The organism is Microbacterium sp. NPDC089698, assembly GCF_044749045.1.
GTDB lineage: Bacteria > Actinomycetota > Actinomycetes > Actinomycetales > Microbacteriaceae > Microbacterium.
The window spans coordinates 716,390-740,370 of record NZ_JBIVHE010000001.1; the positions used below are offsets into that span (position 1 = coordinate 716,390).

At 70.5% G+C, this 23,981-nt stretch carries 21 protein-coding genes and 1 pseudogene; 8 read left to right on the top strand and 14 right to left on the bottom strand.

Going from position 1 to position 23,981, the window contains the following annotated elements; translation table 11 throughout:
- Nucleotides 1-49: 49 nt before the first annotated feature.
- Complete coding sequence (locus tag ACIPY5_RS03415) at nucleotides 50-1,309, bottom strand: ABC transporter substrate-binding protein (protein WP_400966694.1); 1,260 nt, start codon at nucleotides 1,307-1,309, stop codon at nucleotides 50-52.
- 211 nt (nucleotides 1,310-1,520) lie between these two features.
- On the opposite strand from ACIPY5_RS03415, the gene ACIPY5_RS03420 reads away from it, so the two are divergent.
- Complete coding sequence (locus ACIPY5_RS03420; RefSeq protein WP_400966697.1) at nucleotides 1,521-2,684, top strand: ROK family protein; 1,164 nt, start codon at nucleotides 1,521-1,523, stop codon at nucleotides 2,682-2,684.
- A 22-nt stretch (nucleotides 2,685-2,706) separates the two neighbouring features.
- Here the strand turns inward: ACIPY5_RS03420 and ACIPY5_RS03425 are convergent.
- From ACIPY5_RS03425 to ACIPY5_RS03440, 4 genes and pseudogenes are all read right to left on the bottom strand, one after another.
- A pseudogene (locus tag ACIPY5_RS03425) lies at nucleotides 2,707-4,002 on the bottom strand (alpha-L-fucosidase); the annotation flags it as partial.
- Nucleotides 4,003-4,009: 7 nt separating this feature from the next.
- Entirely contained in the window at nucleotides 4,010-4,429 is a 420-nt protein-coding gene (locus ACIPY5_RS03430) for an RbsD/FucU family protein (RefSeq protein WP_400966700.1), read from the bottom strand.
- 75 nt (nucleotides 4,430-4,504) lie between these two features.
- Entirely contained in the window at nucleotides 4,505-5,485 is a 981-nt protein-coding gene (locus ACIPY5_RS03435) for an aldo/keto reductase (RefSeq protein ID WP_400966703.1), read from the bottom strand.
- Nucleotides 5,478-6,785 carry an L-fuconate dehydratase gene (locus ACIPY5_RS03440; protein ID WP_400966706.1) on the bottom strand — a complete coding sequence of 436 codons (1,308 nt, stop codon included), beginning with the start codon at nucleotides 6,783-6,785 and terminating at the stop codon, nucleotides 5,478-5,480. The genes ACIPY5_RS03435 and ACIPY5_RS03440 overlap by 8 nt, the downstream gene beginning before the upstream one ends.
- 167 nt (nucleotides 6,786-6,952) lie before the next feature.
- Here ACIPY5_RS03440 and ACIPY5_RS03445 point away from each other — a divergent pair, with 167 nt between their 5' ends.
- Together ACIPY5_RS03445 and ACIPY5_RS03450 are read left to right on the top strand one after the other, a co-directional pair.
- The gene (locus tag ACIPY5_RS03445) at nucleotides 6,953-7,813 is read left to right on the top strand and encodes a fumarylacetoacetate hydrolase family protein (RefSeq protein WP_400966709.1); all 861 of its coding nucleotides are present in this window, start codon (nucleotides 6,953-6,955) and stop codon (nucleotides 7,811-7,813) included.
- A complete protein-coding gene (locus ACIPY5_RS03450) occupies nucleotides 7,810-8,562 on the top strand; it encodes an SDR family NAD(P)-dependent oxidoreductase (RefSeq protein WP_400966712.1) in 753 nt (250 codons plus the stop codon). Before ACIPY5_RS03445 ends, ACIPY5_RS03450 begins: the two co-directional genes overlap by 4 nt.
- Before the next feature lie 145 nt (nucleotides 8,563-8,707).
- Here ACIPY5_RS03450 and ACIPY5_RS03455 read toward each other — a convergent pair whose 3' ends face one another.
- On the bottom strand, nucleotides 8,708-9,385 hold the full coding sequence (locus tag ACIPY5_RS03455) for a FadR/GntR family transcriptional regulator (RefSeq protein WP_400966715.1): 678 nt from the start codon (nucleotides 9,383-9,385) through the stop codon (nucleotides 8,708-8,710).
- Nucleotides 9,386-9,460: 75 nt separating this feature from the next.
- On the opposite strand from ACIPY5_RS03455, the gene ACIPY5_RS03460 reads away from it, so the two are divergent.
- From ACIPY5_RS03460 to ACIPY5_RS03475, 4 genes are all read left to right on the top strand, one after another.
- Nucleotides 9,461-10,339 carry an amidohydrolase family protein gene (locus tag ACIPY5_RS03460; protein ID WP_400966718.1) on the top strand — a complete coding sequence of 293 codons (879 nt, stop codon included), beginning with the start codon at nucleotides 9,461-9,463 and terminating at the stop codon, nucleotides 10,337-10,339.
- 130 nt (nucleotides 10,340-10,469) lie between these two features.
- Nucleotides 10,470-11,516, top strand: a complete 1,047-nt coding sequence (locus tag ACIPY5_RS03465) for an iron ABC transporter substrate-binding protein (RefSeq protein WP_400966721.1) — start codon at nucleotides 10,470-10,472, stop codon at nucleotides 11,514-11,516.
- Between the two features lie 96 nt (nucleotides 11,517-11,612).
- Complete coding sequence (locus ACIPY5_RS03470) at nucleotides 11,613-13,172, top strand: ABC transporter permease (protein WP_400966724.1); 1,560 nt, start codon at nucleotides 11,613-11,615, stop codon at nucleotides 13,170-13,172.
- Entirely contained in the window at nucleotides 13,169-14,293 is a 1,125-nt protein-coding gene (locus tag ACIPY5_RS03475; protein ID WP_400966727.1) for an ABC transporter ATP-binding protein, read from the top strand. The genes ACIPY5_RS03470 and ACIPY5_RS03475 overlap by 4 nt, the downstream gene beginning before the upstream one ends.
- A gap of 68 nt (nucleotides 14,294-14,361) precedes the next feature.
- Here ACIPY5_RS03475 and ilvC read toward each other — a convergent pair whose 3' ends face one another.
- The 6 genes from ilvC to ACIPY5_RS03505 form a co-directional block, all read right to left on the bottom strand.
- Nucleotides 14,362-15,483 (bottom strand): ketol-acid reductoisomerase, encoded by a 1,122-nt coding sequence (ilvC, locus tag ACIPY5_RS03480; RefSeq protein WP_309338747.1) that lies wholly within the window; start codon nucleotides 15,481-15,483, stop codon nucleotides 14,362-14,364.
- Nucleotides 15,480-15,989: an acetolactate synthase small subunit gene (ilvN, locus tag ACIPY5_RS03485; RefSeq protein ID WP_292722118.1), complete on the bottom strand. Its 510-nt coding sequence runs from the start codon at nucleotides 15,987-15,989 to the stop codon at nucleotides 15,480-15,482. Before ilvN ends, ilvC begins: the two co-directional genes overlap by 4 nt.
- 3 nt (nucleotides 15,990-15,992) lie before the next feature.
- Nucleotides 15,993-17,795, bottom strand: a complete 1,803-nt coding sequence (locus ACIPY5_RS03490; RefSeq protein WP_400966730.1) for an acetolactate synthase large subunit — start codon at nucleotides 17,793-17,795, stop codon at nucleotides 15,993-15,995.
- A 424-nt stretch (nucleotides 17,796-18,219) separates the two neighbouring features.
- Complete coding sequence (gene otsB / locus ACIPY5_RS03495; RefSeq protein WP_400966733.1) at nucleotides 18,220-19,011, bottom strand: trehalose-phosphatase; 792 nt, start codon at nucleotides 19,009-19,011, stop codon at nucleotides 18,220-18,222.
- Entirely contained in the window at nucleotides 19,008-20,426 is a 1,419-nt protein-coding gene (locus ACIPY5_RS03500) for a trehalose-6-phosphate synthase (protein WP_400966736.1), read from the bottom strand. Before ACIPY5_RS03500 ends, otsB begins: the two co-directional genes overlap by 4 nt.
- A 73-nt stretch (nucleotides 20,427-20,499) precedes the next feature.
- The gene (locus ACIPY5_RS03505; protein WP_400966739.1) at nucleotides 20,500-21,744 is read right to left on the bottom strand and encodes an MFS transporter; all 1,245 of its coding nucleotides are present in this window, start codon (nucleotides 21,742-21,744) and stop codon (nucleotides 20,500-20,502) included.
- A gap of 176 nt (nucleotides 21,745-21,920) precedes the next feature.
- Between ACIPY5_RS03505 and ACIPY5_RS03510 the strand changes: the two genes are divergently transcribed.
- A complete protein-coding gene (locus ACIPY5_RS03510; protein ID WP_400966741.1) occupies nucleotides 21,921-22,205 on the top strand; it encodes a hypothetical protein in 285 nt (94 codons plus the stop codon).
- 91 nt (nucleotides 22,206-22,296) lie between these two features.
- Here ACIPY5_RS03510 and ACIPY5_RS03515 read toward each other — a convergent pair whose 3' ends face one another.
- Together ACIPY5_RS03515 and ACIPY5_RS03520 are read right to left on the bottom strand one after the other, a co-directional pair.
- On the bottom strand, nucleotides 22,297-22,743 hold the full coding sequence (locus tag ACIPY5_RS03515; protein WP_400966744.1) for a GNAT family N-acetyltransferase: 447 nt from the start codon (nucleotides 22,741-22,743) through the stop codon (nucleotides 22,297-22,299).
- A 53-nt stretch (nucleotides 22,744-22,796) separates the two neighbouring features.
- Nucleotides 22,797-23,981 carry an acetyl-CoA C-acetyltransferase gene (locus tag ACIPY5_RS03520; protein ID WP_400966747.1) on the bottom strand — a complete coding sequence of 395 codons (1,185 nt, stop codon included), beginning with the start codon at nucleotides 23,979-23,981 and terminating at the stop codon, nucleotides 22,797-22,799.

Here is a 23,981-nt window from a genome sequence, read left to right on the forward strand (position 1 = left end):
CAGAATGGTGTCCCGGCCCGGCGGACGGATCCGCCGGGCCGGGAGAGGATCACTTGCCGAACTGCTGCTGGGCGCTCTTGAGCACGTCGGCCATGGGGGTCTGGCCGTTGTAGACGCTCACCAGCTGCGGCTGGATGAAGGTGCCGACCTTGGACCAGTTGTCGGTCACGTACTGACCCTGCACGTTCGCGAACGCGGCCTTGAAGACCTCCTCGACCTGCGCGCGGTACTTGGCGTCGATCGACTCGAAGTACAGCGGCTGGCTCTCGGTGCGCGCCGGGTAGCTGCGGCCGGAGGAGGCGATGTAGTCCTGCGAGTCCTTGCTGAGCAGGGATCCGAGCACCTTGAGCGCGGCGTCCTTGTTCTTGCAGGTCTTGGAGATGCCGTAGCCCGAGCCGAGGATGAGACTCAGGGAGTCCTTGCCCTCGCCCGGCAGCGGCGCCATGCCCGCGGTGAAGCCGGCCTGGTTCTTCAGGTAGCTGACCGCGTTCCAGGTGCCGTCGACCGCCATCGCGGCGTTGCCGTTGGAGTACTGGTCCTCGCCCCAGCCGCCGTCGGAGGCGCTGGCGACGGGAAGGGCGACCTTCTGGTCGGTGACGAGACCGGCGTACCAGGTCGCGGCGTCCTGGAACTTCTTGTCCGTGAGCTGCAGCTTGCCGTCCTGCGTGGCAGGCTGCACGCCCGCCTTCGCGATCGGCAGCGCCTGCCACTGGAAGTCGCCCATGCCGACGGCGAAGCCCTGCTTGCCGTCACGGGTGGCCGCCTTGGCGGTCTTCTCGAAGTCGTCGAAGGTCCAGCCCGGCTTCGGGTCGGCGACGCCGGCGGCCTTGAGCTGGTCGGCGTTGTAGTAGACGAGCATCGTGGCGGTGTCGAAGGGCAGGCCGTAGAGGTCGCCCTTGTTCTTCAGGATCTCGGTGGTGCCGGAGGCGAAGTCGCCCTCCTTGAGGCCCGCGGTCTTCAGATCGTCCGCGGTGAGCTTCTGGAAGCCGGAGGTGTAGCCGGACAGCATGCCGCTGTTCATGCCGGTGACGCACGCCATGTTGCCCGAGGCCATGTTCGTGGTCAGCTTGGTGAAGAAGTCGTTCCACGGCGCGGTGCGCAGCTCGATCTTCAGGTCGGGGTTCTGCTTCTTGGCGACGTCGATCTGGGCCTGGAGGGCCTTGGTGTCATCGGCGGATCCCGCCCACATGTCCACCACGACGGTCTTGTCGTCGGCGCCGGCGCTGCTGCTCGAGCCGCCGCAACCGGTCAGCACGAGCGCGGCGCCCACCGTGAACGCCGCCACGGGGACGAGGTGAGTCTTCTTCATTGAAATGCCTCCTCAGGCACGAACAGATCCATGCTTCATTCGAGATCGAACGAAGTAATTCGGGGTTATGCCCTCATCCTGTCAGAGGCGCGCGGGAAACTCCAGCCGAACATCGGATGTCTGGCGTGGATCGTGAGAATTCCGTGATGAATCCCGACGCGGAACAACGTGACCACTAGAGTGATCTTCATTCGACCTCGAAGGAAGTGTCATGGAACGTTCGGCAGACCGCTCCTCCGATCGCCGGGAGCCTCCGGCATCGGGTGACCACGCCCGGCAGATCGTCGAGCTGGTGACGCGCGGTGAAGCGCTGTCCCGCTCGGATCTCGCGCGCCTGCTCGGCATCGCCCCGTCCACCGTCTCCCTGCGCGTGCAGGAGCTCGTCGACGCCGGAATCCTGCGGGAGAACGGCCAGGCGCAGTCCTCCGGCGGGAGGCGCGCCCGTCGCCTCTCGCTCGGCGGCACGCCGCACCGCGTGCTGGCCGCGGAGCTCGGCGGCGAGCACGCCCGGCTCGGGCTGCTGGATCTGGGCGGCCACCTCGACCGGACGGCGACGATCCCGATCACGATCGCGGACGGGCCGGAGGCGACGCTCACGCTCGTCGAGGCCGGTCTGCGCGAGCTCGCCGACCGCGCAGACATCCGAGCGGTGGGCATCGCACTCCCCGGACCCGTCAACTTCGAGACCGGCAGCGTCGACCAGCCCTCCCGGATGCCGGGCTGGCCCGGATTCCGCGTCGGAGAGGCGCTGACGGAGCGCTTCGGCGTGCCGACCGTGGTCGACAACGACGCGAACCTCATGGCCCTCGGCGAGCACCACCGCAGCCTCACGCGTGACCAGCACAGCATCACGGTCAAGGCGGGGACCGCGATCGGCAGCGGCATCATCGTGGCGGGCTCGGTGCATCGCGGAGCCACCGCCGCGGCCGGGGACATCACGCACACGCGCGTCGCGGAGGCCGCGGACATCCCCTGCTCCTGCGGCAACCACGGCTGCCTGGAGACGATCGCGAGCGGCGCGGGACTCGTCCGCCAGATGCGCGAGCGCGGCGTCGCTGTCACCGGCGCCGCGGAGGTGCTGGAACTGGCGCGCAACGGCGATCCGATCGCGACCACGCTGGTGCGCACGGCCGGCACGCACCTCGGTCAGGTGCTCTCCGGCGTCGTCAACTTCTTCAACCCGCACGCCGTGTTCCTGACGGGGAGCATGAGCGCGAGCGAGCCCTTCCTCGCCGCCGTGCGCAGCCGCGTGTACGAGGCATGCCATCCGCTCGCGACGCAGACGCTGCGGATCGAGTCCGCGCGGACCGGTCCGGATGCGGCGCTCTACGGCGCCGCCCGCCTGGCGATGGAGCTCGTCGACCCCGTCGCCTGAGGCGCGACGTCGGAAGAGCGGGTCAGGCGCCGGGAGCGAGCGTCAACTCGATGACCGGGATCAGCACGTCGGGGCGCCGCACGGGCAGGTGCACGGTGAGCGTGCCCTCGGACTCCCCCGCCGGGGTCATGAGCGTGGCCTCCTGGTCCGGATCCGTCACCGAGGTCTTGAGCCAGGATCCGTCGTTCAGCAGCCGCGCGTAGGTGACCCGGTCCGCGAGCCCCTCGAGGTGCACGTAACCGAGCGGCCAGGAGAACAGGTGCAGGTAGAGGCGGTCGCCTCGTCGGGTGTAGACGCCTTCGCGGGGAGCAGCGAAGGGGGCGTGCCCTGCGCCGATGATCGCGTCGCGGTGCAGCCGCATCCATTCGCCCAGCTCGGCGAGCACGGCCTCGTCCCGGGGAGCGACGCTCCCCCGGCCGTCGGGTCCGATGTTGAGCAGCATGTTGCCGTCCATCGACACGGAGTCCGCGAGCATCTGCGCGAGCAGCACGGCCGACTTCTGGTCGTGGTTGTCGCGGTGGTAGCCCCAGGATCCGTTGATCGTCTGGCACGCCTCCCACACCTGAGGGACGCCGTCCACGACGATGGGCGCGGTCGGCTGGTACTGCTCCGGCGTCACGAAGTCGGCGGGGATCCCGAGCCGGTCGTTCACGAGCATCTGCGGCTGCAGCTCGCGGCAGAGGGCGAGGAGCGCGTCGGCGTCCCAGTCCTCCGGACCCTTGCCGGCCCAGCCGCCCTGGGCCTCGGGGTAGGTGAAGTCGAAGAACAGGTAGTCGATGTCGCCGTACTGCGTGAGCAGCTCGCGCACCTGGCCGTGCAGGTACGCGCGGTAGCGGTCCATGTCCCGCTCGCTGTTGCGCTCCTGCTCGATCGCGTCATCGCGGCGCGGGTGGTTGGCGTCGACCGTGAAGTCCGGGTGGTGCCAGTCGATGAGCGAGTGGTAGAGACCCACGCGCAGTCCCTCGGCGCGGAGCGCGTCGACGTACTCGCGGACGAGATCCCGCCCGCACGCCGTGACGGAGGTGTAGTCGGTGAGGGCCGAGCCCCAGAGGCAGAACCCGTCGTGGTGCTTCGTGGTGAGTACGACGTAGCCCATCCCCGTCGCCTTCGCACGGCGCGCGAGCGCGGCCGCGTCGAAGAGGTCGGGGTCGAAGTGGTCGAAGTAGGCCCGGTACTCCTCGGCCGTCAGGCGCTCGTAGTTCTGCACCCACTCGTGCCGGGCGGCCCCGCTGTACAGGCCGAAGTGCACGAACATCCCGAATCGGGCCTCGTCGAACCACTGCTGTCGCATCTCTGCCTCTTCTCGATCCTCGGGTGGGTGCCGCTCAGGCGGATGGGTGCCCGACGACGCCCTTGCGCAGCAGCGCGTTGCCGTATTTGCGGGTCTCTCCGGTGCGCACCATCAGGTAGGCGCCCTTCGCGACGTCGTAGTACGCGAAGCGCTCCACGAAGCGCGTGGTCTCCTCGTCGGTGCCGGCGGCGGCCATGAGTTCGCGCTGCACATCCAGCACGGTCGCGTCGGCCGACTCCATGAGGTCCATGCCGGGGGCGTCGTCGAGGGGCAGCACCGAGCGGATGGCCGCGACCACGGCGGGTGTCGTCGTGCCGGGCAGATCGACGATGCGCGCGCCGAGCGCCCACGCCGGGAAGTGCGCATCGGCCACGACGACCGCGTCCGAGTGCCCCATCCGGTCGAGGTGCAGCAGCAGCTCACCCGTCAGCAGCGGGTCGATTCCTTCGAGCATGTCGTTCCCTTTCGTCCGTGTCCGGTCGCTCTCGCTCCCGTGCGATGACTGCGGCTTTCCCTGGTCTCCCCCGGGTCAGCCGGGGATCAGGGCCTCAGCCGCGAGTTCGCGCCAGAGGTCCGCCGGGATGTCGAGCGCGGCCAGCTCCGCGTTCTGCCGGAGCTGTTCCGGACGGCTCCCGCCGACCACGACCGAGGTCACGACCGGGGACTGCAGCGGGTACTGTATCGCGGCCGCGGGCAGCGGCACATCGTGCGCGCGGCAGACCTCGGCGATCCTGGTGAGCCGCTGCCAGAGCTCCTCCGGCAGCGCACCGTACTCGTAGCGCCCGTCGCGGCGCGGCTCGCTCTGCGCGAGCAGGCCGGAGTTGAAGACCGAGGCGGCGACGATGTCCGTGCCGCGCTCGGCGCAGGCCGGGATCACGTCGGCGGCCGCGGGCTGCTCGAGCAGCGTGTAGCGGCCCGCGACCATGATCGTGTCGAGACCGGCGGAGCGCACCGCGGCGGTCAGCGCGTCGGCGGTCATGGATCCGATGCCGATCCGACCCACCTGCCCTTCCGCACGCAGCGACTCGAGCGCGGGGAACGCCTCGGCGAGCGCGAGGTCCAGGTCGTGCCGCTCCGGGTCGTGCAGGTAGAGGAGGTCGATGCGCTCGATGCCGAGGCGCTCGCGCGACTCGTCGAGGCTGGCGCGGATCCCCGCCTCCGAGAAGTCCCACACGCGCTGCAGGTCGTCGGGGACGAAGAAGTCGTTGGCGGTGTCGAGGCCGCCGGCGATGTGGTCCGGGTTCGGGCGCAGGAGACGTCCCGCCTTGGTGGAGAGCACGTACTCGTCCCGCGGCTTGGTCTGCAGGAACGCGCCGAGCCTGCGCTCCGAGAGTCCGAGCCCGTAATGCGGGGCCGTGTCGTAGAGGCGGATCCCGCTCTCCCAGGCGGCGTCCAGCACGGCCCAGGCCTCGTCATCGCTGAGTGCGCGGAACAGGTTCCCGACGTTCGCGGCACCGTAGCCGAGGGCCGGGATCGCGGGCCGGGCGGCCGTGCGGACCGGCTCAGACATGCGCACCCGCCTCGCGGTGCTCGCCGGTCCAGGTGAACTCGGCACGGCTGGCCGCCTTCATCTCCATGCCGTTTCCCGGTGCGGTCGGCGCCGTGTAGGAGCCGCCGCGGATTTCGGTCGGCACCACGAAGTGCTCGTGCAGGTGATCCACGTATTCGATCATGCGCCCCTCACGGCTGCCGGAGACGGCGACGAAGTCGAACATGGACAGGTGCTGCACGGCCTCGCACAGGCCCACGCCGCCGGCGTGCGGGCACACCGGCACACCGAACTTCGCGGCGAGCAGCAGGTTCGCGATGTTCTCGTTCACACCGGCCACGCGCACCGCGTCGATCTGCATCACCTGGATCGCCTCGGCCTGCAGCAGCTGCTTGAAGATCATCCGGTTCTGCGCGTGCTCGCCGGTCGCGACGCGGATCGGCGCGACGCCGCGGGCGATCTCGGCGTGCCCGAGCACGTCGTCGGGGCTCGTCGGCTCCTCGATCCATGCGGGACGGAACTCGGCGAGCGCGTTCACCCAGGCGATCGCCTCGGACACCTCCCAGCGCTGGTTCGCGTCGATCGCGATCGGGAAGTCCGGCCCGCACACCTCGCGGGCCTTGCGGAACCGGCGGATGTCGTCATCGAGGTCGGCGCCGACCTTGAGCTTGATCTGCGTGAAGCCGTCGGCCATCGCCTCCCGGGCGAGGCGCTCAAGCTTCTCGTCCGAGTAGCCCAGCCAGCCGGGGCTCGTGGTGTAACCCGGGTAGCCGGTCGCGAGCAGCTGCTGCTCGCGCTCGGCACGGCCGGCCTCGGCGTCGCGCAGGATCGCCAGCGCGTCCTCGCGGGTGAGCGCATTGGTGAGGTAGCGGAAGTCGACGAGGTCGACGATCTCCTCCGGCGTCATCCGGGCGAGCAGCTGCCAGAGCGGAAGCCCGGCGCGCTTGGCCTTGATGTCCCACAGGGCGTTGATCACGGCGCCGATCGCCATGTGCATGACGCCCTTCTCCGGGCCGAGCCAGCGCAGCTGCGAGTCGCCGATGATCTCCCGGAACGTGCCGCCCATGTCGTCGAGAAGCGGCTCCAGCTCGCGGCCGACGAGGTGCCCGGCGAGCGCGTCGATGCCCGCGACCTGCACATCGTTGCCGCGGCCGATCGTGAACACGAACGCGTGCCCTTCGATGCCGTCGGCCGCGTCGGTGCGCACGATCACGTACGCCGCGGAGTAGTCGGGGTCGGGGTTCATCGCGTCGGAGCCGTCGAGGCTGAGCGAGGTGGGGAATCGGATGTCGCTGGTCTCCAGCGCGACGATGCGGCTCACGGTTCTCCTGTTCTGGGCCGGTCGTCGGGGCTGCGGCACAGAAGGCCGTCATGCTCCCCGACAGTTGGAGTGTAAACATCGGATGTCTATACTGTCAACGCGGGATGCATCCGCTCACGTCGTTCCGGCGGCGGATCCGCCCATCCCCGTGAGAAGGCAGGAGAATCATGAAGTTCGCGCGTCTGGGCGACCCCGGATCCGAGATCCCGGTCGTCATCGCCGAAGACCGTACCTACGATCTTCGGTCCGTGACCTCCGATGTGAACGGCGATTTCCTCGCGGCAGATCCCGTGGGGCGCACGCGTGCCGCCCTCGACGCGGGCACGCTGCCGGAGCTGACCGACGCGGACGCGCGGCGCATCGGAGCGCCGATCGCACGCCCCAGCGCCGTGATCTGCGTCGGGCAGAACTACGCCGCGCACGCCCGTGAGTCGGGGGCGGAGCCGCCCACGGTCCCGATCCTGTTCCTGAAGACCCCGAACACCGTCGTCGGCCCCGACGACGCGGTGACCATCCCGCGCGGCAGCGAGAAGACGGACTGGGAGGTGGAGCTCGGCATCGTGATCGGATCCCGCGCCGCCTACCTCGACTCCCCCGCCGACTCCGCCGCGCACATCGCCGGATACGTCGTCTGCAACGACGTCTCGGAGCGGGCGTTCCAGATGGAGGTCTCCGGCGGACAGTGGTCGAAGGGCAAGGCGGCCTTCGGCTTCAACCCGACCGGACCGTGGCTGGTCACCCCGGACGAGGTCGAGGTGCAGAACCTGCGCCTGCGCAGCTTCGTGAACGGCGAGCCGCGGCAGGACTCGAACACGAACGACATGATCTTCTCGGTTGCCGAGATCGTGCACCACATCTCGCAGTACATCACCCTCGAACCCGGGGACCTGATCCTCACGGGCACCCCGCAGGGCGTCGCGTTCGGGGGGAAGTTCCCGTACCTCCGCGCCGGGGACGTCGTGGAGATCGACATCGAGGGGCTGGGCGGCCAGCGTCAGGAATTCATCGCATGGGAGGCACAGGCATGACCGGTCAGGTCGAGGGGCTCGTCGCGATCGTCACGGGCGGCGCATCCGGGATCGGCGCGGCGATCGCCGCACAGCTGCACGAGCAGGGCGCGCAGATCGCGGTGCTCGACCGCGACGTGGCCGGCGCGGATCCGCGCTTCGCCGCATTCACCGCCGACGTGTCGGATCGTGCGAGCGTGGACGCGGCCATCGCCGCGATCGGCGAGCGGTTCGGCCGCATCGACATCGTCGTGAACAACGCCGGGATCGGCGCACAGGGCGACATCGCGGCGAACGACGACGACGAGTGGGCGCGCGTCCTCTCGATCAACGTGACGGGCATCGCCCGCGTCTCCGCCGCGGCCCTGCCGTGGCTGCGCAACTCGCCGGCCGCCGCGATCTGCAACACGGCCTCGATCGCCTCGACGACGGGCCTGCCCCAGCGCGCTCTGTACTCCGCGTCGAAGGGCGCGGTCTCGGCGCTCACCAGGGCCATGGCCGCGGATCACCTCCGCGAGGGCATCCGGGTGAACGCCGTCAACCCCGGCACCGCCGACACCCCGTGGGTCGGGCGGCTGCTCGACTCCGCCGCGGATCCCGCCGCCGAGCGGGCCGCGCTCAACGCGCGCCAGCCGCACGGTCGCCTGGTGTCGCCGGACGAGGTCGCCGGCGCCGTGTTGTACCTCGTCAGCCCCGCCTCAGGATCCACCACCGGCACCTTCATCGAGGTGGACGGCGGCATGGCGCAGCTGCGCCTCCGCGCGGAGTAGCCCCCACCGTCCCGCAAAACCGTGTCCCACTTTTGGTCGGCCCGTGTCCCACTTCTGGTCGCGAATCACCAGGATTCACAGCCAGAAGTGGGACATGGTCTTGCAGGACCCGGTCCGAGGCGACCGCACCCCGAAGGAGCCGGGCTCAGCCCTGGGCGGCCTGGCGCAGCCAGCGCTCCACGCCCGCGATGTGCGCAGTGGCGAGAGAGGTCGCGAGGGCGGGGTCGTGCTGCGCGATCGCGTCGGCGATGGCGCGGTGCTCCGAGAGCGTGCGCTCCACGGCGCCCTGCTCCGTGAGACCGCGCCACACCCGCGCGCGGATGGTCTGGCTCGACAGGCTGTCGATGAGGCTCGCGAGGTAACCGTTGCCGGTCATCTGCACGATCTCCTGATGGAAGCGGATGTCGTGCGCGACGAGGTCGTCGATCGAGACGCCCGCGTCGATCCCGTCGATCTCGGCCTGGAGCTCGGCGATCGCGTCCTCGTCGCCGTACGTGGCGGCAAGGCCCGTGGCCTGCGATTCCAGCATGCGCCGCACCGCGAACAGTTCGAGCAGCGAGTCGTCGTCGTGCATGTCGATGACGAAGCTGATCGCCTCGAGCAGCAGGTGCGGCTCGAGGCTCGTCACGTAGGTGCCGTCGCCGCGGCGCACGTCGAGGACGCGGATCACCTCGAGCGCCTTGACGGCCTCCCGCATCGAGTTGCGGCTCAGGCCGAGCCGCTCGGCGAGCCCCTTCTCGGGCGGCAGGCGATCGCCCGGGCCGAGTTCGCCCGACACGATCATCGCCTTGATCTTCTCGATCGCCTCGTCGGTGACTGCCATGGCGTCATCCTAGGGGCTTTCGGGAACATCGGATGTCTGCGCCGCACGCGCGCCGATCTGCGAGAGGATGTCACCATGCGCCTCCTCGACTCCCATCTGCACCTGTGGGATCCGTCCCGACTCGACTACGAGTGGCTCTCCGGACCGCTCGCTCAGCGCTTCGCCGCCGAGGAGCTCGCGCACGCGAGCGTCGACGGGGTCGACGGCGCCGACGGCTCGGCGGCGATCTTCGTGCAGGCGGAATGCGTCGAGTCGCAGTTCCTGGACGAGGCGCGCTGGGTCGCCGAGAACGCCGCGCTCACGGGTGTCGTCGGCATCGTCGCGGGCGCGCGGCTCGATCGCGGGGAGCGGACCACCGCGCACCTCTCCGCGCTCGCCGGACTCGACGGCGTCGTGGGCGTGCGGCACAACCTGCAGGACGAGCCCGACGGCACCGCACGCAGCGCCGCGTTCCGTGCGGGCGCCACCGCGCTGGCCGCGCACGGACTGCGCTTCGACGCGTGCGTCCGCGCCCGCCAGCTGTCCGATGTCTCCGACCTCGCCGCCGCGGTGCCCTCCCTGCCGATCGTGCTCGACCACCTCGGGAAGCCCGCGATCGGGACGGCGACGGATCCGCTCCGCCCCGCCGCCGCCTGGCTGCGCGATCTGAACGACCTCGCCGCGCATCCGCAGGTCTCCATCAAGCTCTCCGGGCTGCCCGCGGAGGCCGGTGGATCCTGGAGCCCGGCGCAGGTGACCCCCTTCCTGGATGCGGCCGCCGAGGCGTTCGGATCCGGCCGCCTGCTCTGGGGCGGCGACTGGCCGGTCTCCGCCCTCGGCGGTGATCCGCAGGAGTACGACCCCGCGAGCCGCGGCCGGTGGGCGCAGGCGGTGGCGGACTGGGCCGAGGCGCGCGGTCTCGATGCCGACGCGATCCTCTGGGGCAACGCCGCGCGGTTCTACGGGGTCGCGTGACGCGCACCTGCCCGGCTGCCGGCGCAGGCCTCGTCATTCACAGGAATGTCATCAGGTTGTTGAGTGAGGCTTGCCTTACCTACTATGTGATTCGCGACTTCCGCGCTTCTCCCTCCTCGAAGGACTCTCCGTGAACCGTTCCCTCCGACTGCTCTCCGCCGCCGCGGCGGCCTCCGCCGTCGCCCTCGCGCTCACCGCCTGCAGCGGCTCCGCGACGCCCGCGTCGAGCACCGGCGACAGCCTCGCCGGTCAGACCATCACGATCTACAACGCCCAGCACGAGGAGCTCACGAAGTCGTGGACCGACGCGTTCACGAAGGCGACCGGGATCAAGGTCCAGGTGCGCAACGGCGATGACACCGAGATGTCGCAGCAGCTCATCCAGGAGGGCGACCGCTCTCCCGCCGACGTGTTCCTCACCGAGAACTCGCCCTCGATGTCGGCCGTCGAGAAGGCCGGCCTCTTCGCCTCGCCGGGCGATGAGGCGCTCAAGAACGTTCCGACCGAGTACCGCCCGTCCTCCGGCAAGTGGGTCGGCATCGCCGCCCGCTCGACGGTGTTCGCGTACAACACGTCGAAGCTCACCGAGGCTCAGCTGCCGAAGTCCCTCATGGACCTCGCCGACCCGTCATGGAAGGGCCGCTGGGCCGCCTCCCCGTCCGGCGCCGACTTCCAGGCCATCGTCTCCGCGCTCGTGCAGCTCAAGGGCGCCGACGCCGCCGAGCAGTGGCTCAAGGCCATGAAGACCAACTCGGTCGCCTACAAGGGCAACTCCACCGCGATGAAGGCCGTGAACGCGGGCGAGATCGATGGCGCCGTGATCTACCACTACTACTGGTTCGGCGACCAGGCGCAGACCGGTGAGAACTCCAAGAACGTGCAGCTGCACTACTTCAAGAACCAGGATCCCGGCGCATTCGTGTCCGTGTCCGGCGGCGGCGTCCTGAAGTCGAGCAAGCACCAGGCGGCGGCGCAGAAGTTCCTCGCCTTCGTCACCGGGGCCGAGGGCCAGAAGATCCTGCAGACCGGCACCTCGTTCGAATACCCGGTCGGATCCGGCGTGGCCGCCAACCCGAAGCTCGTCCCGCTCAAGGACCTGCAGGCGCCCACCATCGATCCGGCTACGCTGAACTCCAAGCAGGTCACCGATCTGATGACCCAGGCGGGCCTGCTCTAAGGCGCAGACATCACCACGACGACCACCTCCCGACGGGCGGCCGGAGCGCAACAGCTCCGGCCGCCCCGCGGCGTCTCCCGGGGGGCCGGGTCGTGGGTGGTCATCGCCGCCGGCGTCGTGGTGGCGGCGCTCTCGCTGCTGCCGCTGTTGTTCGTGGTCACGACCGCGGCGCAGATCGGCTGGGCCGAGTCGGCCGCGCTCATCTTCCGCCCCCGCGTCGGCGAGCTGCTCACGAACACCGTGCTGCTCGTCGCGATCACCGTGCCGCTGTGCGCCGTGATCGGGGTCGGCGGCGCCTGGCTCGTCGAGAGGACCTCTCTCGCGGGCGCCGGCGCGTGGGGCGCGGTGCTCGCGATGCCCCTGGCGATCCCCGCTTTCGTGAACTCCTATGCCTGGGTCTCGGCGATCCCCTCGCTCGCCGGGCTCGGATCCGGTGTGCTGCTGGCGACGCTCTCCTACTTCCCGCTCGTCTACCTGCCGGTGCGCGCGGCGCTCGCCCGGCTGGATCCCGCTCTCGAGCAGGCCGCCGCGAGCCTCGGCCGTGGTCCGGTGCGCGTGTTCTTCGGCACGGTGCTGCCGCAGCTGCGTCTCGCGCTGCTCGGCGGCGCGCTGCTCGTGGGACTGCACCTGCTGAGCGAGTACGGCGCGTTCGCGCTGATCCGGTTCGACACCTTCACGACCGCGATCATGGACCAGTACCGGTCCACGTTCAACGGCTCCGCCGGGAGCATGCTCTCCGGCGTGCTGATGCTGCTGTGCTTCGCCCTGCTCCTGCTGGAGAGCCGCGCCCGTGGTCGCGCCCGTTATGCGCGGATCGGATCCGGCAGTGCGGCACCGCCCCGGCGCATCCGCCTGCGCGGCTGGCAGTTCCCCGCACAGGTCGCCCTGCTCGCACTGGGGATCGCCGCTCTCGGCGTTCCCGCGGTCGTGATCGGCGGATGGCTGGCCTACGGCGGCGGCGCCGTGTGGACGGCACCCGATCTCGTACCGACGCTCCTGCAGACCCTCGCCCTCGCGCTCGGCGGCGGGCTCGTCACCGTGATCGCGGCGTTCCCGCTCTCCTGGCTCGCGGTGCGGCATCCCGGGCCGTTCAGCCGCCTCCTGGAGCGGACGAACTACATCACGAGCTCGATGCCGGGCATCGTGCTCGCCCTCGCGCTCGTGACCGTCTCGCTCTTCTTCGTGCCGGTGCTGTACCAGACCACCGCGCTGCTGCTCCTGGCCTATGCGCTGCTCTTCCTCCCGCGCGCCCTGGTGCCGCTGCAGGCAGGGATCGCCCAGGCGCCGCAGAGCCTGGAGGAGGCCGCTCAGGCCCTCGGGCGCCGCCCGCTGCGCGCCTTCTTCGGCGTCACCCTGCGCCTGGTCGCCCCCGCCACCGCCGCGGCCCTCGCGATGGTGTTCCTCGCCGTGGCCGGGGAGCTCACGGCCACCCTGCTGCTCTCGCCGATCGGCGTGCAGACCCTCGCCACGCGGTTCTGGAGCCTGTCCAGCGAGATCGACTTCGCGGGCGCGGCGCCCTATGCGACGCTGCTGATCCTGCTCTCCGCACCGATGACCTACCTGCTGTTCCGGCAGTCGGCGGTGCTCTCCCGCGCTGACTCCTCCGCCGCACCCGCCACGGCGACGTCCTCCCCCACGACCGCGGAGACCGCATGACCGCACACAATCTCGGATCCCTCGGCGCCGTGCCCTCCCCCGGCACCGGCCCGCTGCCGACCGCACACCTGCAGGTCGCCGGCGTCACCGCCTCGTACGGCGGGCACAGGGTGCTGCACGGAGTGGATCTCGCCGTGCAGACCGGCGGCATCACCGCGGTCGTCGGCGCGTCCGGATCCGGCAAGACCACGCTGCTGCGGATCATCGCCGGTTTCGAGCGGCCCGACGAGGGCGAGGTCGTGCTCGGGTCCGCCACGGTCGCGGGACCGGGGGCCTGGGTGCCGGTGCACCGCCGCGACATCGGCTACGTCACCCAGGACGGCGGGCTGTTCCCGCACCTGACCGTCGCGCGCAACATCTCCTTCGGCCTGGACGACCTCGGCCGCGCGGATCGTGCCCGGCGCGTGGCCGAACTGCTCGATCTCGTCTCGCTCCCGCAGGACGTCGCGGAGCGCCGCCCCGATCAGCTCTCCGGAGGGCAGCAGCAGCGCGTCGCGATCGCGCGGGCGCTGGCCCGCAAACCCGAGCTGATGCTGCTGGACGAGCCCTTCTCCGCGCTCGACACGGGCCTGCGCGCGGCGACCCGCGAGGCGGTGGCGCGAATCCTCACCGACGCCGGGACCACGACCATCCTCGTCACGCACGACCAGTCCGAGGCGCTGAGCTTCGCGGATCAGGTCGCCGTGATGCGCGACGGCCGCCTGGTGCAGACGGGGCATCCCTTCGTCGTCTACACGCGTCCGGCGGATCGCGGCGTGGCCGAGTTCCTGGGCGAGGCGATCGTCCTGGACGCCTGGCTGGACGGATCCCTCGCGTCCTGCGCGCTCGGCTACGTGCCGGTGCGCAACCCGCCGGCGCGGGGCCGCGTGCAGCTCATGCTGCGACCCGAGCAGGTGCAGCTCGTCGCCGACTCCCCGATCCGGGCGACGGTCGAGAAGGGCGTGTACTTCGGATCCGAGACCTCGGCGCGGATCCGGCTCGAGCCGCGCGCCGACGCGGATCCGCGCCTCGATCCGGAACCGCCGGTGATCACGATCCGGCACGCGAACGCCGCCCTCACGCGCCCCGGTCAGCGCATCGCCCTGCGCGTCGTCGGCGAGGGCGTGGTCTTCCCGGCGTAGCACCCCGGGGGCCGGAACGAAGAACGGGCGCCCCCCGAGGGGGCGCCCGTTCTCACGTGGACTGCCGGTCAGCGCGCGGCGCTGCCCTCGACGTAGTCCTCGTCCTGCGACTTCCAGGCGAAGAGCGCACGCAGCTCCTTGCCGGTGGCCTCGATCGGGTGCCCCTGCTCCTTCTCGCGAAGCGCGAGGAACTCGGTCGCGCCGTTGTCCTGGTCCTCGATGAACCGGGTGGCGAAGGCGCCGGACTGGATGTCCGCGAGGACCTCCTTCATGCGCTCCTTGACACCGGCGTCGATGATGCGCGGGCCCGAGACGTAGTCGCCGAACTCGGCCGTGTCGGAGATCGACCAGCGCTGCTTGGCGATGCCGCCCTCCCACATCAGGTCGACGATGAGCTTGAGCTCGTGCAGCACCTCGAAGTAGGCGATCTGCGGCTGGTAGCCCGCCTCGGTGAGGGTCTCGAAGCCGGCCTGAACGAGGTGGCTCATGCCACCGCAGAGCACGGCCTGCTCGCCGAACAGGTCGGTCTCGGTCTCCTCGGTGAAGGTCGTCTTGATGACGCCGGCGCGGGTGCCGCCGATCGCCTTCGCGTACGACAGCGCGGTCGCCCAGGCGGTGCCGGAGGCGTCGCGCTCGACCGCGATGATGTCCGGGATGCCGCGGCCGGCGACGAACTCGCGGCGCACGGTGTGGCCGGGGGCCTTCGGCGCGATGAGGATCACGTCGACGCCCTCGGGGGCGTCGATGTAGCCGAAACGGATGTTGAACCCGTGCGCGAAGGCGAGGGTCTTGCCCGCCGTCAGGTTCGGCGCGATCGACTCGCTGTAGATGCCGCGCTGGTGCTGGTCCGGCGCGAGGATCATGATGAGGTCGGCCCACTGGGTGGCCTCGGCGACGGTCTTGACGGCGAAGCCCGCCTCGGACGCCTTGGCGATCGACTTGGAGCCCTCCTTGAGGGCGATCGCGACCTCGACGCCGCTGTCGCGCAGGTTCATCGCGTGCGCGTGGCCCTGCGAGCCGTAGCCGACGATCGCGACCTTCTTGTTCTGGATGATCGACAGGTCGGCGTCTGCGTCGTAGAAGATCTCGGTGCTCACTGTGTGTTCTCCTTGTTGGGGTTTTCGGTGCCGGCCCCGTCCTGCGTCGACGTGCTCCGCAGGTCCGGGATCGGCAGTGGTTCTCTGGGTCAGCCGCGCAGCACGCGCTCGGTGATGCTCTTGCCGCCGCGACCGATCGCGAGCAGGCCCGACTGGGCGAGCTCCTTGATGCCGAACGGCTCGAGCGCGCGCAGCAGGGCGTCGACCTTGCCCTTGTCGCCGGTGACCTCGATCACCAGCGCCTCGGGGGCGTAGTCCACGACGGAGGCGCGGAAGAGGTTCACGACCTCCAGCACGTTCGAACGCGAGTTGTTGTCGGTGCGCACCTTGATGAGCATGTGCTCACGCTGCACGGACGCGTTCTGCTCGAGCTCGACGATCTTGATGACGTTGATCAGCTTGTTCAGCTGCTTGGTCACCTGCTCGAGCGGGAACTCCTCGACGTCGACGACGACCGTGATCCGGGAGATCCCCGGAACCTCGGTCACGCCCACGGCGAGCGACTCGATGTTGAAGCCGCGGCGCGCGAACAGGCCGGCGACGCGGGTCAGCAGACCAGGGGTGTCCTCCACCAGGAGGCTCAGCACATGCGTGGACATGGATCAGTCCTCCTCGTCGAAGGCGGGCGCGTGGTCGCGCGCGTACTGGATGTAGCTGTTGCTCACGCCCTGCGGCACCATCGGCCACACCATGGCGTCGGCGCTCACGACGAAGTCGATCACGACGGGGCGATCGTTCGTCTCGAGCGCGAGCTTGATGGCGGCGTCGATCTCCTCCTCCTTCTCCACGCGGATCGCGAGGCAGCCGTAGGCCTCGGCGAGCTTCACGAAGTCGGGGATCCGGATCGTGCCGTGACCGGTGTTCAGGTCGGTGTTCGAGTGCCGGCCCTCGTAGAACAGGGTCTGCCACTGGCGCACCATGCCGAGGGAGGAGTTGTTGATGATCGCGACCTTGATCGGGATGTCGTTGATCATGCAGGTCGCGAGCTCCTGATTGGTCATCTGGAAGCAGCCGTCGCCGTCGATCGCCCAGACCACCCGCTCGGGCTCGGCGACCTTGGCGCCCATGGCAGCCGGCACGGCGTATCCCATGGTGCCGGCGCCGCCGGAGTTCAGCCAGGAGTTGGGGCGCTCGTACTTGATGAACTGCGCCGCCCACATCTGGTGCTGGCCCACGCCCGCCGCGTAGACGGCCTCCGGGCCGGTGAGCTCGCCGATCCGCTGGATCACGTGCTGCGGGGACATGAGACCGTCCTCGGGCGCCGTGTAGCCGAGCGGGAACTCCGCACGCAGTCCGTCCAGGTACGCCCACCACTCGTCGATGTCGCCCTTGGCGCCGCCCAGGAGGCCGCGGAACGCCGCCTCGAGGTCGGTGATGACCTCGCGCACGCCGCCCACGATCGGCACGTCGGCCGTCCGGATCTTGGAGATCTCGGCGGGGTCGATGTCGACGTGCACGACCTTCGCGTTCGGGGCGAACAGTTCGGCCTTGCCGGTCACGCGGTCATCGAAGCGCGTGCCGAGTGCGACGAGCAGGTCGGCCTCCTGCAGCGCGAGCACGGCCGGGACCGTGCCGTGCATGCCGGGCATGCCGACGTGCTGCGGGTGCGAATCCGGGAATGCGCCCCGCGCCATGAGCGTGGTCACCACGGGGGCGCCGGTGAGCTCTGCCAGGGTGAGCAGCTCGGCCGATGCGCGGCCGCGGATGATGCCGCCGCCGACGTACAGCACGGGCTTCTTGGCCTCGGCGAGCAGCGTGGCCGCGGCCTGGATCTGCTTACCGTGCGCCTTGGTCACCGGACGGTAGCCGGGCAGGTCGTACTTCGGCGGCCAGACGAACGGCGCCGTGGCCTGCTGGGCATCCTTCGTGATGTCCACGAGCACCGGGCCGGGTCGACCCGTGGAGGCGATCTCGAACGCCGCGGCGATCGCGCCGGGGATGTCCTCGGGAGCCTTCACCAGGATCGAGTGCTTGGTGATGGGCATCGTGATGCCGACGATGTCGGCCTCCTGGAACGCGTCCGTGCCCATCAGGCGGGAGAACACCTGGCCGGTGATCGCGACGATCGGGATCGAGTCCATGTAGGCGTCCGCGATCGCGGTGACGAGGTTCGTCGCGCCGGGGCCGGAGGTGGCGATCGTCACGCCGACCTTGCCGGACGCCGTCGCGTAGCCCTCGGCGGCGTGGCCGCCGCCCTGCTCGTGACGGACCAGGATGTGGCGCAGCTCGGTCGACGCCATCAGGGGGTCGTAGACCTCCATGATCGCGCCGCCGGGAATGCCGAAGACGTCGGTGACGCCGAGGAGCTCGAGGGAGCGCACGACGGCCTGGGCGCCGGTGAGGAGGGGCGCCGCCGCCGGACGGGCGGGCGGACGCGGGACGGCTGGAGCGGTATCAGCGGTCATGAAGGTTCCTTGCGATGGTGAACGATCGGCGGAAGCGGCGGGACGATGCCCCGTCGCGGACGACTCTCCGACCCGGTCCGCGAGGGGCGGAGCGCAGGGGTCGGGAGTGCTGGGCTGGAACGCCTCGGGTGCAGCGCGGAGAAGTCGGCTCTGATCCGCGACGGACGCCGTCGCGGCATGAGCCCGGCTCAGGCGTCTCGACGAGTGCATCGAGAGCACGAGCCGCGATATCGACCCGATTCAGATCACCATCGCGCCCGGCGGCCTGCAAGACCACCGGAGCTCTGCGTCCGATCCGGGATCCGGTTGTGCCTTCCTCGGTTCGAACGTGCATCAAGCCTAACCCATGATCGGCGGCGATCCCGCCGCCCGCGCGCGCGACGGACCCACGATCGGATCCGTGCTGCGCGCGCATGGAAGCAGTCTATTGCGCGGCTGCTCTGGCGTCGGCCAGGGCGTCGAGCAGCACGGCGAACGCCGCCGGATCCGCCACCCGCAGGGTCGCCGCGGTCTCGCCCGCGCCGATCCTCACGCCCAGATCCGCGCCGCCGAGCGTGCGCATGCCGTCCTCATCGGTGACGTCGTCGCCCGCGAACAGAACGGCCGTCGCGCCGACATGCTCGCGCAGCCGCGAGAGCGCCGCGTCCTTGCCCTCGTCCCGCCAGGAGTACTCGCGGAGATGATGCCCCGTACGACGCCGCCACGAGGGGATCCGCTCGGGCGCCCACTTCTCGACGCGGACGAAGGCCAGCTCCTCCTGCCCGGGCGCGGCGGTGCGGGTGTGCACGCCGAACCCGAAGGTCTTCGGCTCGTAGACGACGCCGTCGAGATCCGCGATCAGCGCGCGCAGCTCGTCGATGACCTCGGCACGGTCGACCGGCTCGGTGGAGAGATCGGTCTCCTCCCCCGTGTCGGGGAACCAGAACTGTGCGCCGTGGGAGCCGGCGAGCAGGATCCGGGAGCCGTCCTCGTGCTCGGTGATCTCGCGCAGGTCGTGCAGGCTCCGCCCCGAGGCGTACGCCACGAACGTCTCGGGCAGGGCGGCCAGGCGATCCACCGCGGCCGCGGCCGCGGGCAGCGCCCTGGCGGACATCGGATCGCTCACATGCGGCGAGACCGTGCCGTCGAAGTCGAGCGCGACCAGAAGTCGCGGGGTGCCGGCGATCGCGGCGAGGGCGGGGTCGGTCTCTGCGGCGACGGTCCAGTCGCGGGTCATCGTGCGCTCCGTACGTTCTCGAGGGCCGCGAGGAAGTCCCGCGACCAGGCGTTCACATCGTTCTCCAGCACGCGCTTGCGCAGCGCTCGCATGCGCCGGGACTGCTCCCGCGGCGGCATCTCCACGGCCTGCATGATCGCGTCCTTGAGCCCCTCGATGTCATGGGGGTTCACGAGCACCGCCTGACGCAGCTCGTCGGCGGCGCCGGTGAACTCGCTGAGCACGAGGACGCCGCGCTGATCGCCGCGGGTGGCCACATACTCCTTCGCGACGAGGTTCATGCCGTCGCGGAGGGCCGTCACGAGCATCGCGTCGGCGGCCAGGTACAGGGCGACCATCTCCTCGCGCGGGAAGCCCTGGTGCAGGTAGCGGATCGCGGTGTGATCCATGGTGTCGTGATCGCCGTTGATGCGCGCCACCGCGAGCTCGATCTCGTCCCGCAGCTGCACGTACGCGTCCACCCGCTCTCGGCTGGGGCTGGCCACCTGCACGAGTGTGACGTCCTCGACGGAGATCCTGCCTTCGTCCAGCAGTTCGCCGAACGCCTTGATGCGGTGGCGGATCCCCTTGGTGTAGTCGAGACGGTCCACTCCGAGCAGGATCTTCTTCGGGCTGCCGAGGCCCTCGCGGATCTCCGCTGCCCTGGCGCGCACATCCGGGCGGGCCGCGAGCTCGGTGTAGGGCGTGGTGTCGATCGAGATCGGGAAGGCACGGGCGACCACCGTGCGCGGGCCGCCGTCGGGCACGGTGACCGTGGAGCCCTTGACGTCGAGCCGAAGCCGCCGGCGCACCGCCGTGAGGAAGTTCGTCGCGTCCTGCGCACGCTGGAACCCGACGACGTCGGCGCCGAGCAGGCCCTGCAGCACCTGGTTCCGCCAGGGCAGCTGGGCGTAGAGCCCGTGCGCGGGGAACGGGATGTGATGGAAGTAGCCGATCGTGACATCGGGCCGGCGTTCGCGCAGCATGGCCGGCACGAGCTGCAGCTGGTAGTCGTGCACCCACACCGTGCCGCCCTCCGCGACCGCGCTCGCGGCGCGTTCCGCGAAGCGGCGGTTCACCCGCGCATACGCGTCCCACCATTCGCGGTGGTACTGCGGGGACGAGATCACGTCGTGGTAGAGCGGCCAGATCGTGTCGTTCGAGAACCCCTCGTAGTACTCCTCGACCTCCTGCGCCGAGAGCGTCACGGGCAGCAGCCGGATGCCGTCCTCCGTGAAGGGCTTGAGATCGAGATCCGGTTGTCCGGCCCAGCCCACCCAGGCGCCGTCGACGGACTGCATCACGGGTTCGAGGGCGGCCACGAGCCCGCCCGGTGAGCGGCGCCAGATCACCTCGCCGTCGGGGCCGGGAACGCGATCGACCGGCAATCGATTCGCGACGATGACGAACGAGGCGGTGGGGGTGGACGAAGTCATGGGAACGCTCCTCACGGCAGCGGGGATGCCTCCTCCAGGCTAGTCACCCGACGAGAGCCGGCGTCCTCCCGCGTCAGGACGCGGCGCGTCCGCCCCGAGCCAGCAGGGCGTTCACGACGCCGGCGAGCAGCACCAGGGCCGCTGCGCAGACGGGCAGCACGAGCGATGCCTGCGCGCCCGCCGCATCGGCGACCTGCCCCGTCGACACGGCGCCGATCGCCTGCCCGACCACCATCGCGGATCCGAGCATCGTCATGACCGTGGCCGACCTGTCCCCGGGTCCGAATGCGGCGCCCAGGCTGAACTGGGTGACCAGCGTGGGGCCGATCCCGCAGCCCATCACGGCGAGGGCGATGAGCATGCCGAGGGGTTCGCGCACCCAGAGCAGCCCGAGGCTGCCGCCGAAGAGGATGCCCGCGAACAGCAGCCAGCGGGCGGGAAGGGTGAATCGCGCGGGCAGGAACGCGACGCCGAGCGCGAGGATCGCGGATCCGACGCCCAGCGCCCCGTAGAGCAGTCCGGCCTCCTCGGGGCGGCCGTGCTCGGTCATGAACGCGGTGAGCGAGGTGAGCATCGCGCCGAAGAAGACCCCGACGCCGAGCATGCCCACCACCACGATGAGCAGACGGGGCCGGAACAGTTCGGAGACCTGCGAGGTGGCGCGGCCGTCGACGCCGCGCTGCGAGGAGACGTGGGAGGCGGTGGGGTGCAGGGCGAAGGCGCCCACGAAGATCAGGATCAGGGCCGCGGCGATCACGAGCGGCATCCAGGGGGCGATCGCCGTGGCGAGCACCCCGACCAGGAACGGGCCGAACACGAACACGGTCTCGTCGGCCGCGGACTCGTACGACATCGTCGACGACGTGGTGCGCGCACGGCGATCGGCGGGCACGCGCTCCGCGATGATCGTGACGAGCCGGGACCGCGACATCGGAGAGACCTGCGGGGCGGTGGCGCCGATCGCGAACGCGCTCAGCAGCACGAACGGCTCGGAGGCGGAGGAGTAGACGACGAGCGTGAAGCCCACGAGCGCGAGCGCGTTGGCGACCGCGACGATGGCGAGGACGATCCGCTGGCCGCGGCGGTCGGCGGCCGCCCCCAGGAGCGGGCCGAAGCAGGCGGTTCCGATGCCGACAGCGGCGGAGGTGAGTCCGCCCAGAGCCACCGACTCGCGCGCGGCGACCACGACGGTCAGCACGCCGACGACCATCATCGCGAACGGCAGGCGGGCGATGAAGGCGATGACGAAATAGGGCATCCCGACCCTGCGGAACAGGCTGGGAACGGCGGAGACGGACGAGGTGTGCGAAGTGGTCATGGCGGAACAGGTCTCTGGCGTCGCGCACGAGGGGACGCAGTCAGGTGCCGCCGCTTTCCGCCGGAAGAGCCGGCGGCCGGTAATGCACATCGGTGATGGTCCCAGTCTACCGAGGCGGACGATCTTCCGGGAGGCGGATCCCGCAGGTCCTGAGCCGCGCTGGCTAGACTCGATCCATGCGCAACTACCTCTTCGCGAGCGGTCTGTTCGGCGCGATCACGAGCGGGATCGCGCTGCTGCGCGGAACGCGCGACGCACCGATCACCTGGCGCGCCGTGCTGGCGTGGCTGAGCTGGGGCATCACGATCGCCCTCGCCGTCGGCGCGATCGTCGACTTCCGCCGCGATGAGCGCGGCGAGTCCGTCTCCTACGACTCCCCCGTGGCCCCCGTGCAGTACAAGCGCGCCAAGAAGGAGCTCAAGGCCGAGCTCAAGGCGCAGCGCAAGGCCGACAAGGCCTGACCCGGCCGGATCCGAGAGCGCCCTTCGACAGGCTCAGGGACCGTCAGTGGACTCAGGGACCGTCAGCAGGCTCAGGGACCGGGTGAGGCTGTCAGTCGAGGTCGATCTCGTAGTGGATGAACCCGCTGCGCTCGGCGACCCGGTCGTAGAGGGCGCGCGCGGTGGTGTTGCCCTCCGCCGTCAGCCAGTAGACCTTGTCGTTGCCCGCGGCCCGCGCCGCGTCCGTCACGTGCGCGATCAGCGCCCGGCCGATGCCGCCCCCGCGGACGGACGGATCCACGAAGAGGTCCTCGAGGTACGTGTACGCCGTCTTCGACCAGGTGGCGGGGTGGGCGAACCAGTGCACGAACCCGACCGCGCGGCCCTCGTCGTCACGGGCGATCGCGCCGTGGATGTCCCCCGCCGGATCCACGATCCTCGCGAAGGTCGATGCGGTCACGTCCTCGGCGAGGACCGACTCGTAGAACGTCAGGTACGCCTGCCAGAGCGGCAGCCACTCGTCGCGGTCGGTCGCCGTCAGAGCCTGGATCGTCGTCATGCGCCGATCCTACGGGAGCGGCCGAAGCCGCTCCCGGAGAGGCGTCCTCGGGCTCAGCGCGTGAGGATGAGCGCCTCGCCCTGACCGCCGCCGCCGCACAGCGCGACCACGGCCGTTCCGGAGCCGCGGCGCACCAGCTCGTGCGCCATGTGCACGGCCAGCCGGTTGCCGCTCGCGCCGATCGGGTGACCGATCGCGATGCCGCCGCCGTGCACGTTCACGATCTCCGGATCCAGGCCGAGCACGGCCTCGGAGCGCGCGACCACGGCGCCGAAGGCCTCATTGATCTCGACCAGATCCAGGTCGGCCGCCGTGATCCCCTGCTTGTCGAGCGCCCGCTGGATGGCGTTGGCCGGCTGCTCCTGGAGCGAGTTGTCGGGACCCGCGGTCTGTCCGCTGGCGCCGACCGCGACGAGCACGGGCCAGCCCTTGGCCTCGGCGTTGGCGCGTGTGGTGACGACGACCGCCGAGGCGCCGTCGGAGATCTGCGAGGAGTTGCCCGCCGTGATGGAGCCGCCTTCGGCGAACGCCGGTCGCAGTCCCGCGAGCGTCTCGACGGTCGTCTCCGGCCTGATGCCCTCGTCGGAGGTCAGGACCACCGGCTCGCCGCGCCGCTGAGGCACGCTGACCGGCACGATCTCGCCCTCGAACACGCCCGCGTCGCGCGCGGCGGCCGCGCGCTGGTGCGAACGCGCCGCGACCTCGTCCTGCGCCTCGCGGGTGAGGCCGAAGCGCGGGTTGTGCCGTTCGGTCGACGCCCCCATGCTCTCCTTGTCGTAGGCGTCGGTGAGACCGTCGTACGCCATGTGGTCGAGCACCTCGACGGACCCGTAGGCCCAGCCGTCGCGGGAGCCCATCATCAGGTGCGGTGCCCGCGTCATCGACTCCATGCCCGCGGCGACCACCGTGAGCGCATCGCCGGTGCGGATCATCCGCGCGGCATCGATGATGGCCGTGAGGCCCGACAGGCACACCTTGTTGACGGAGTGCGAGGGCACGTCCCATCCGATGCCCGCGCCGATCGCGGCCTGCCGCGCGGCGTTCTGCCCGGAGCCTGCGGCCAGCACCTGCCCGACGATGACGGCGTCGATCTCTGCCGGGTCGACCCCGCCCTGCTCGAGTGCGCCGCGGATCGCGAACGATCCCAGCTGCGGCGCCGTGAAGGAGGCCAACTGCCCCTTCAGACGTCCCTGCGGCGTGCGCGCCGCCGCGACGATGACGATGTCGTCTGCACTCAT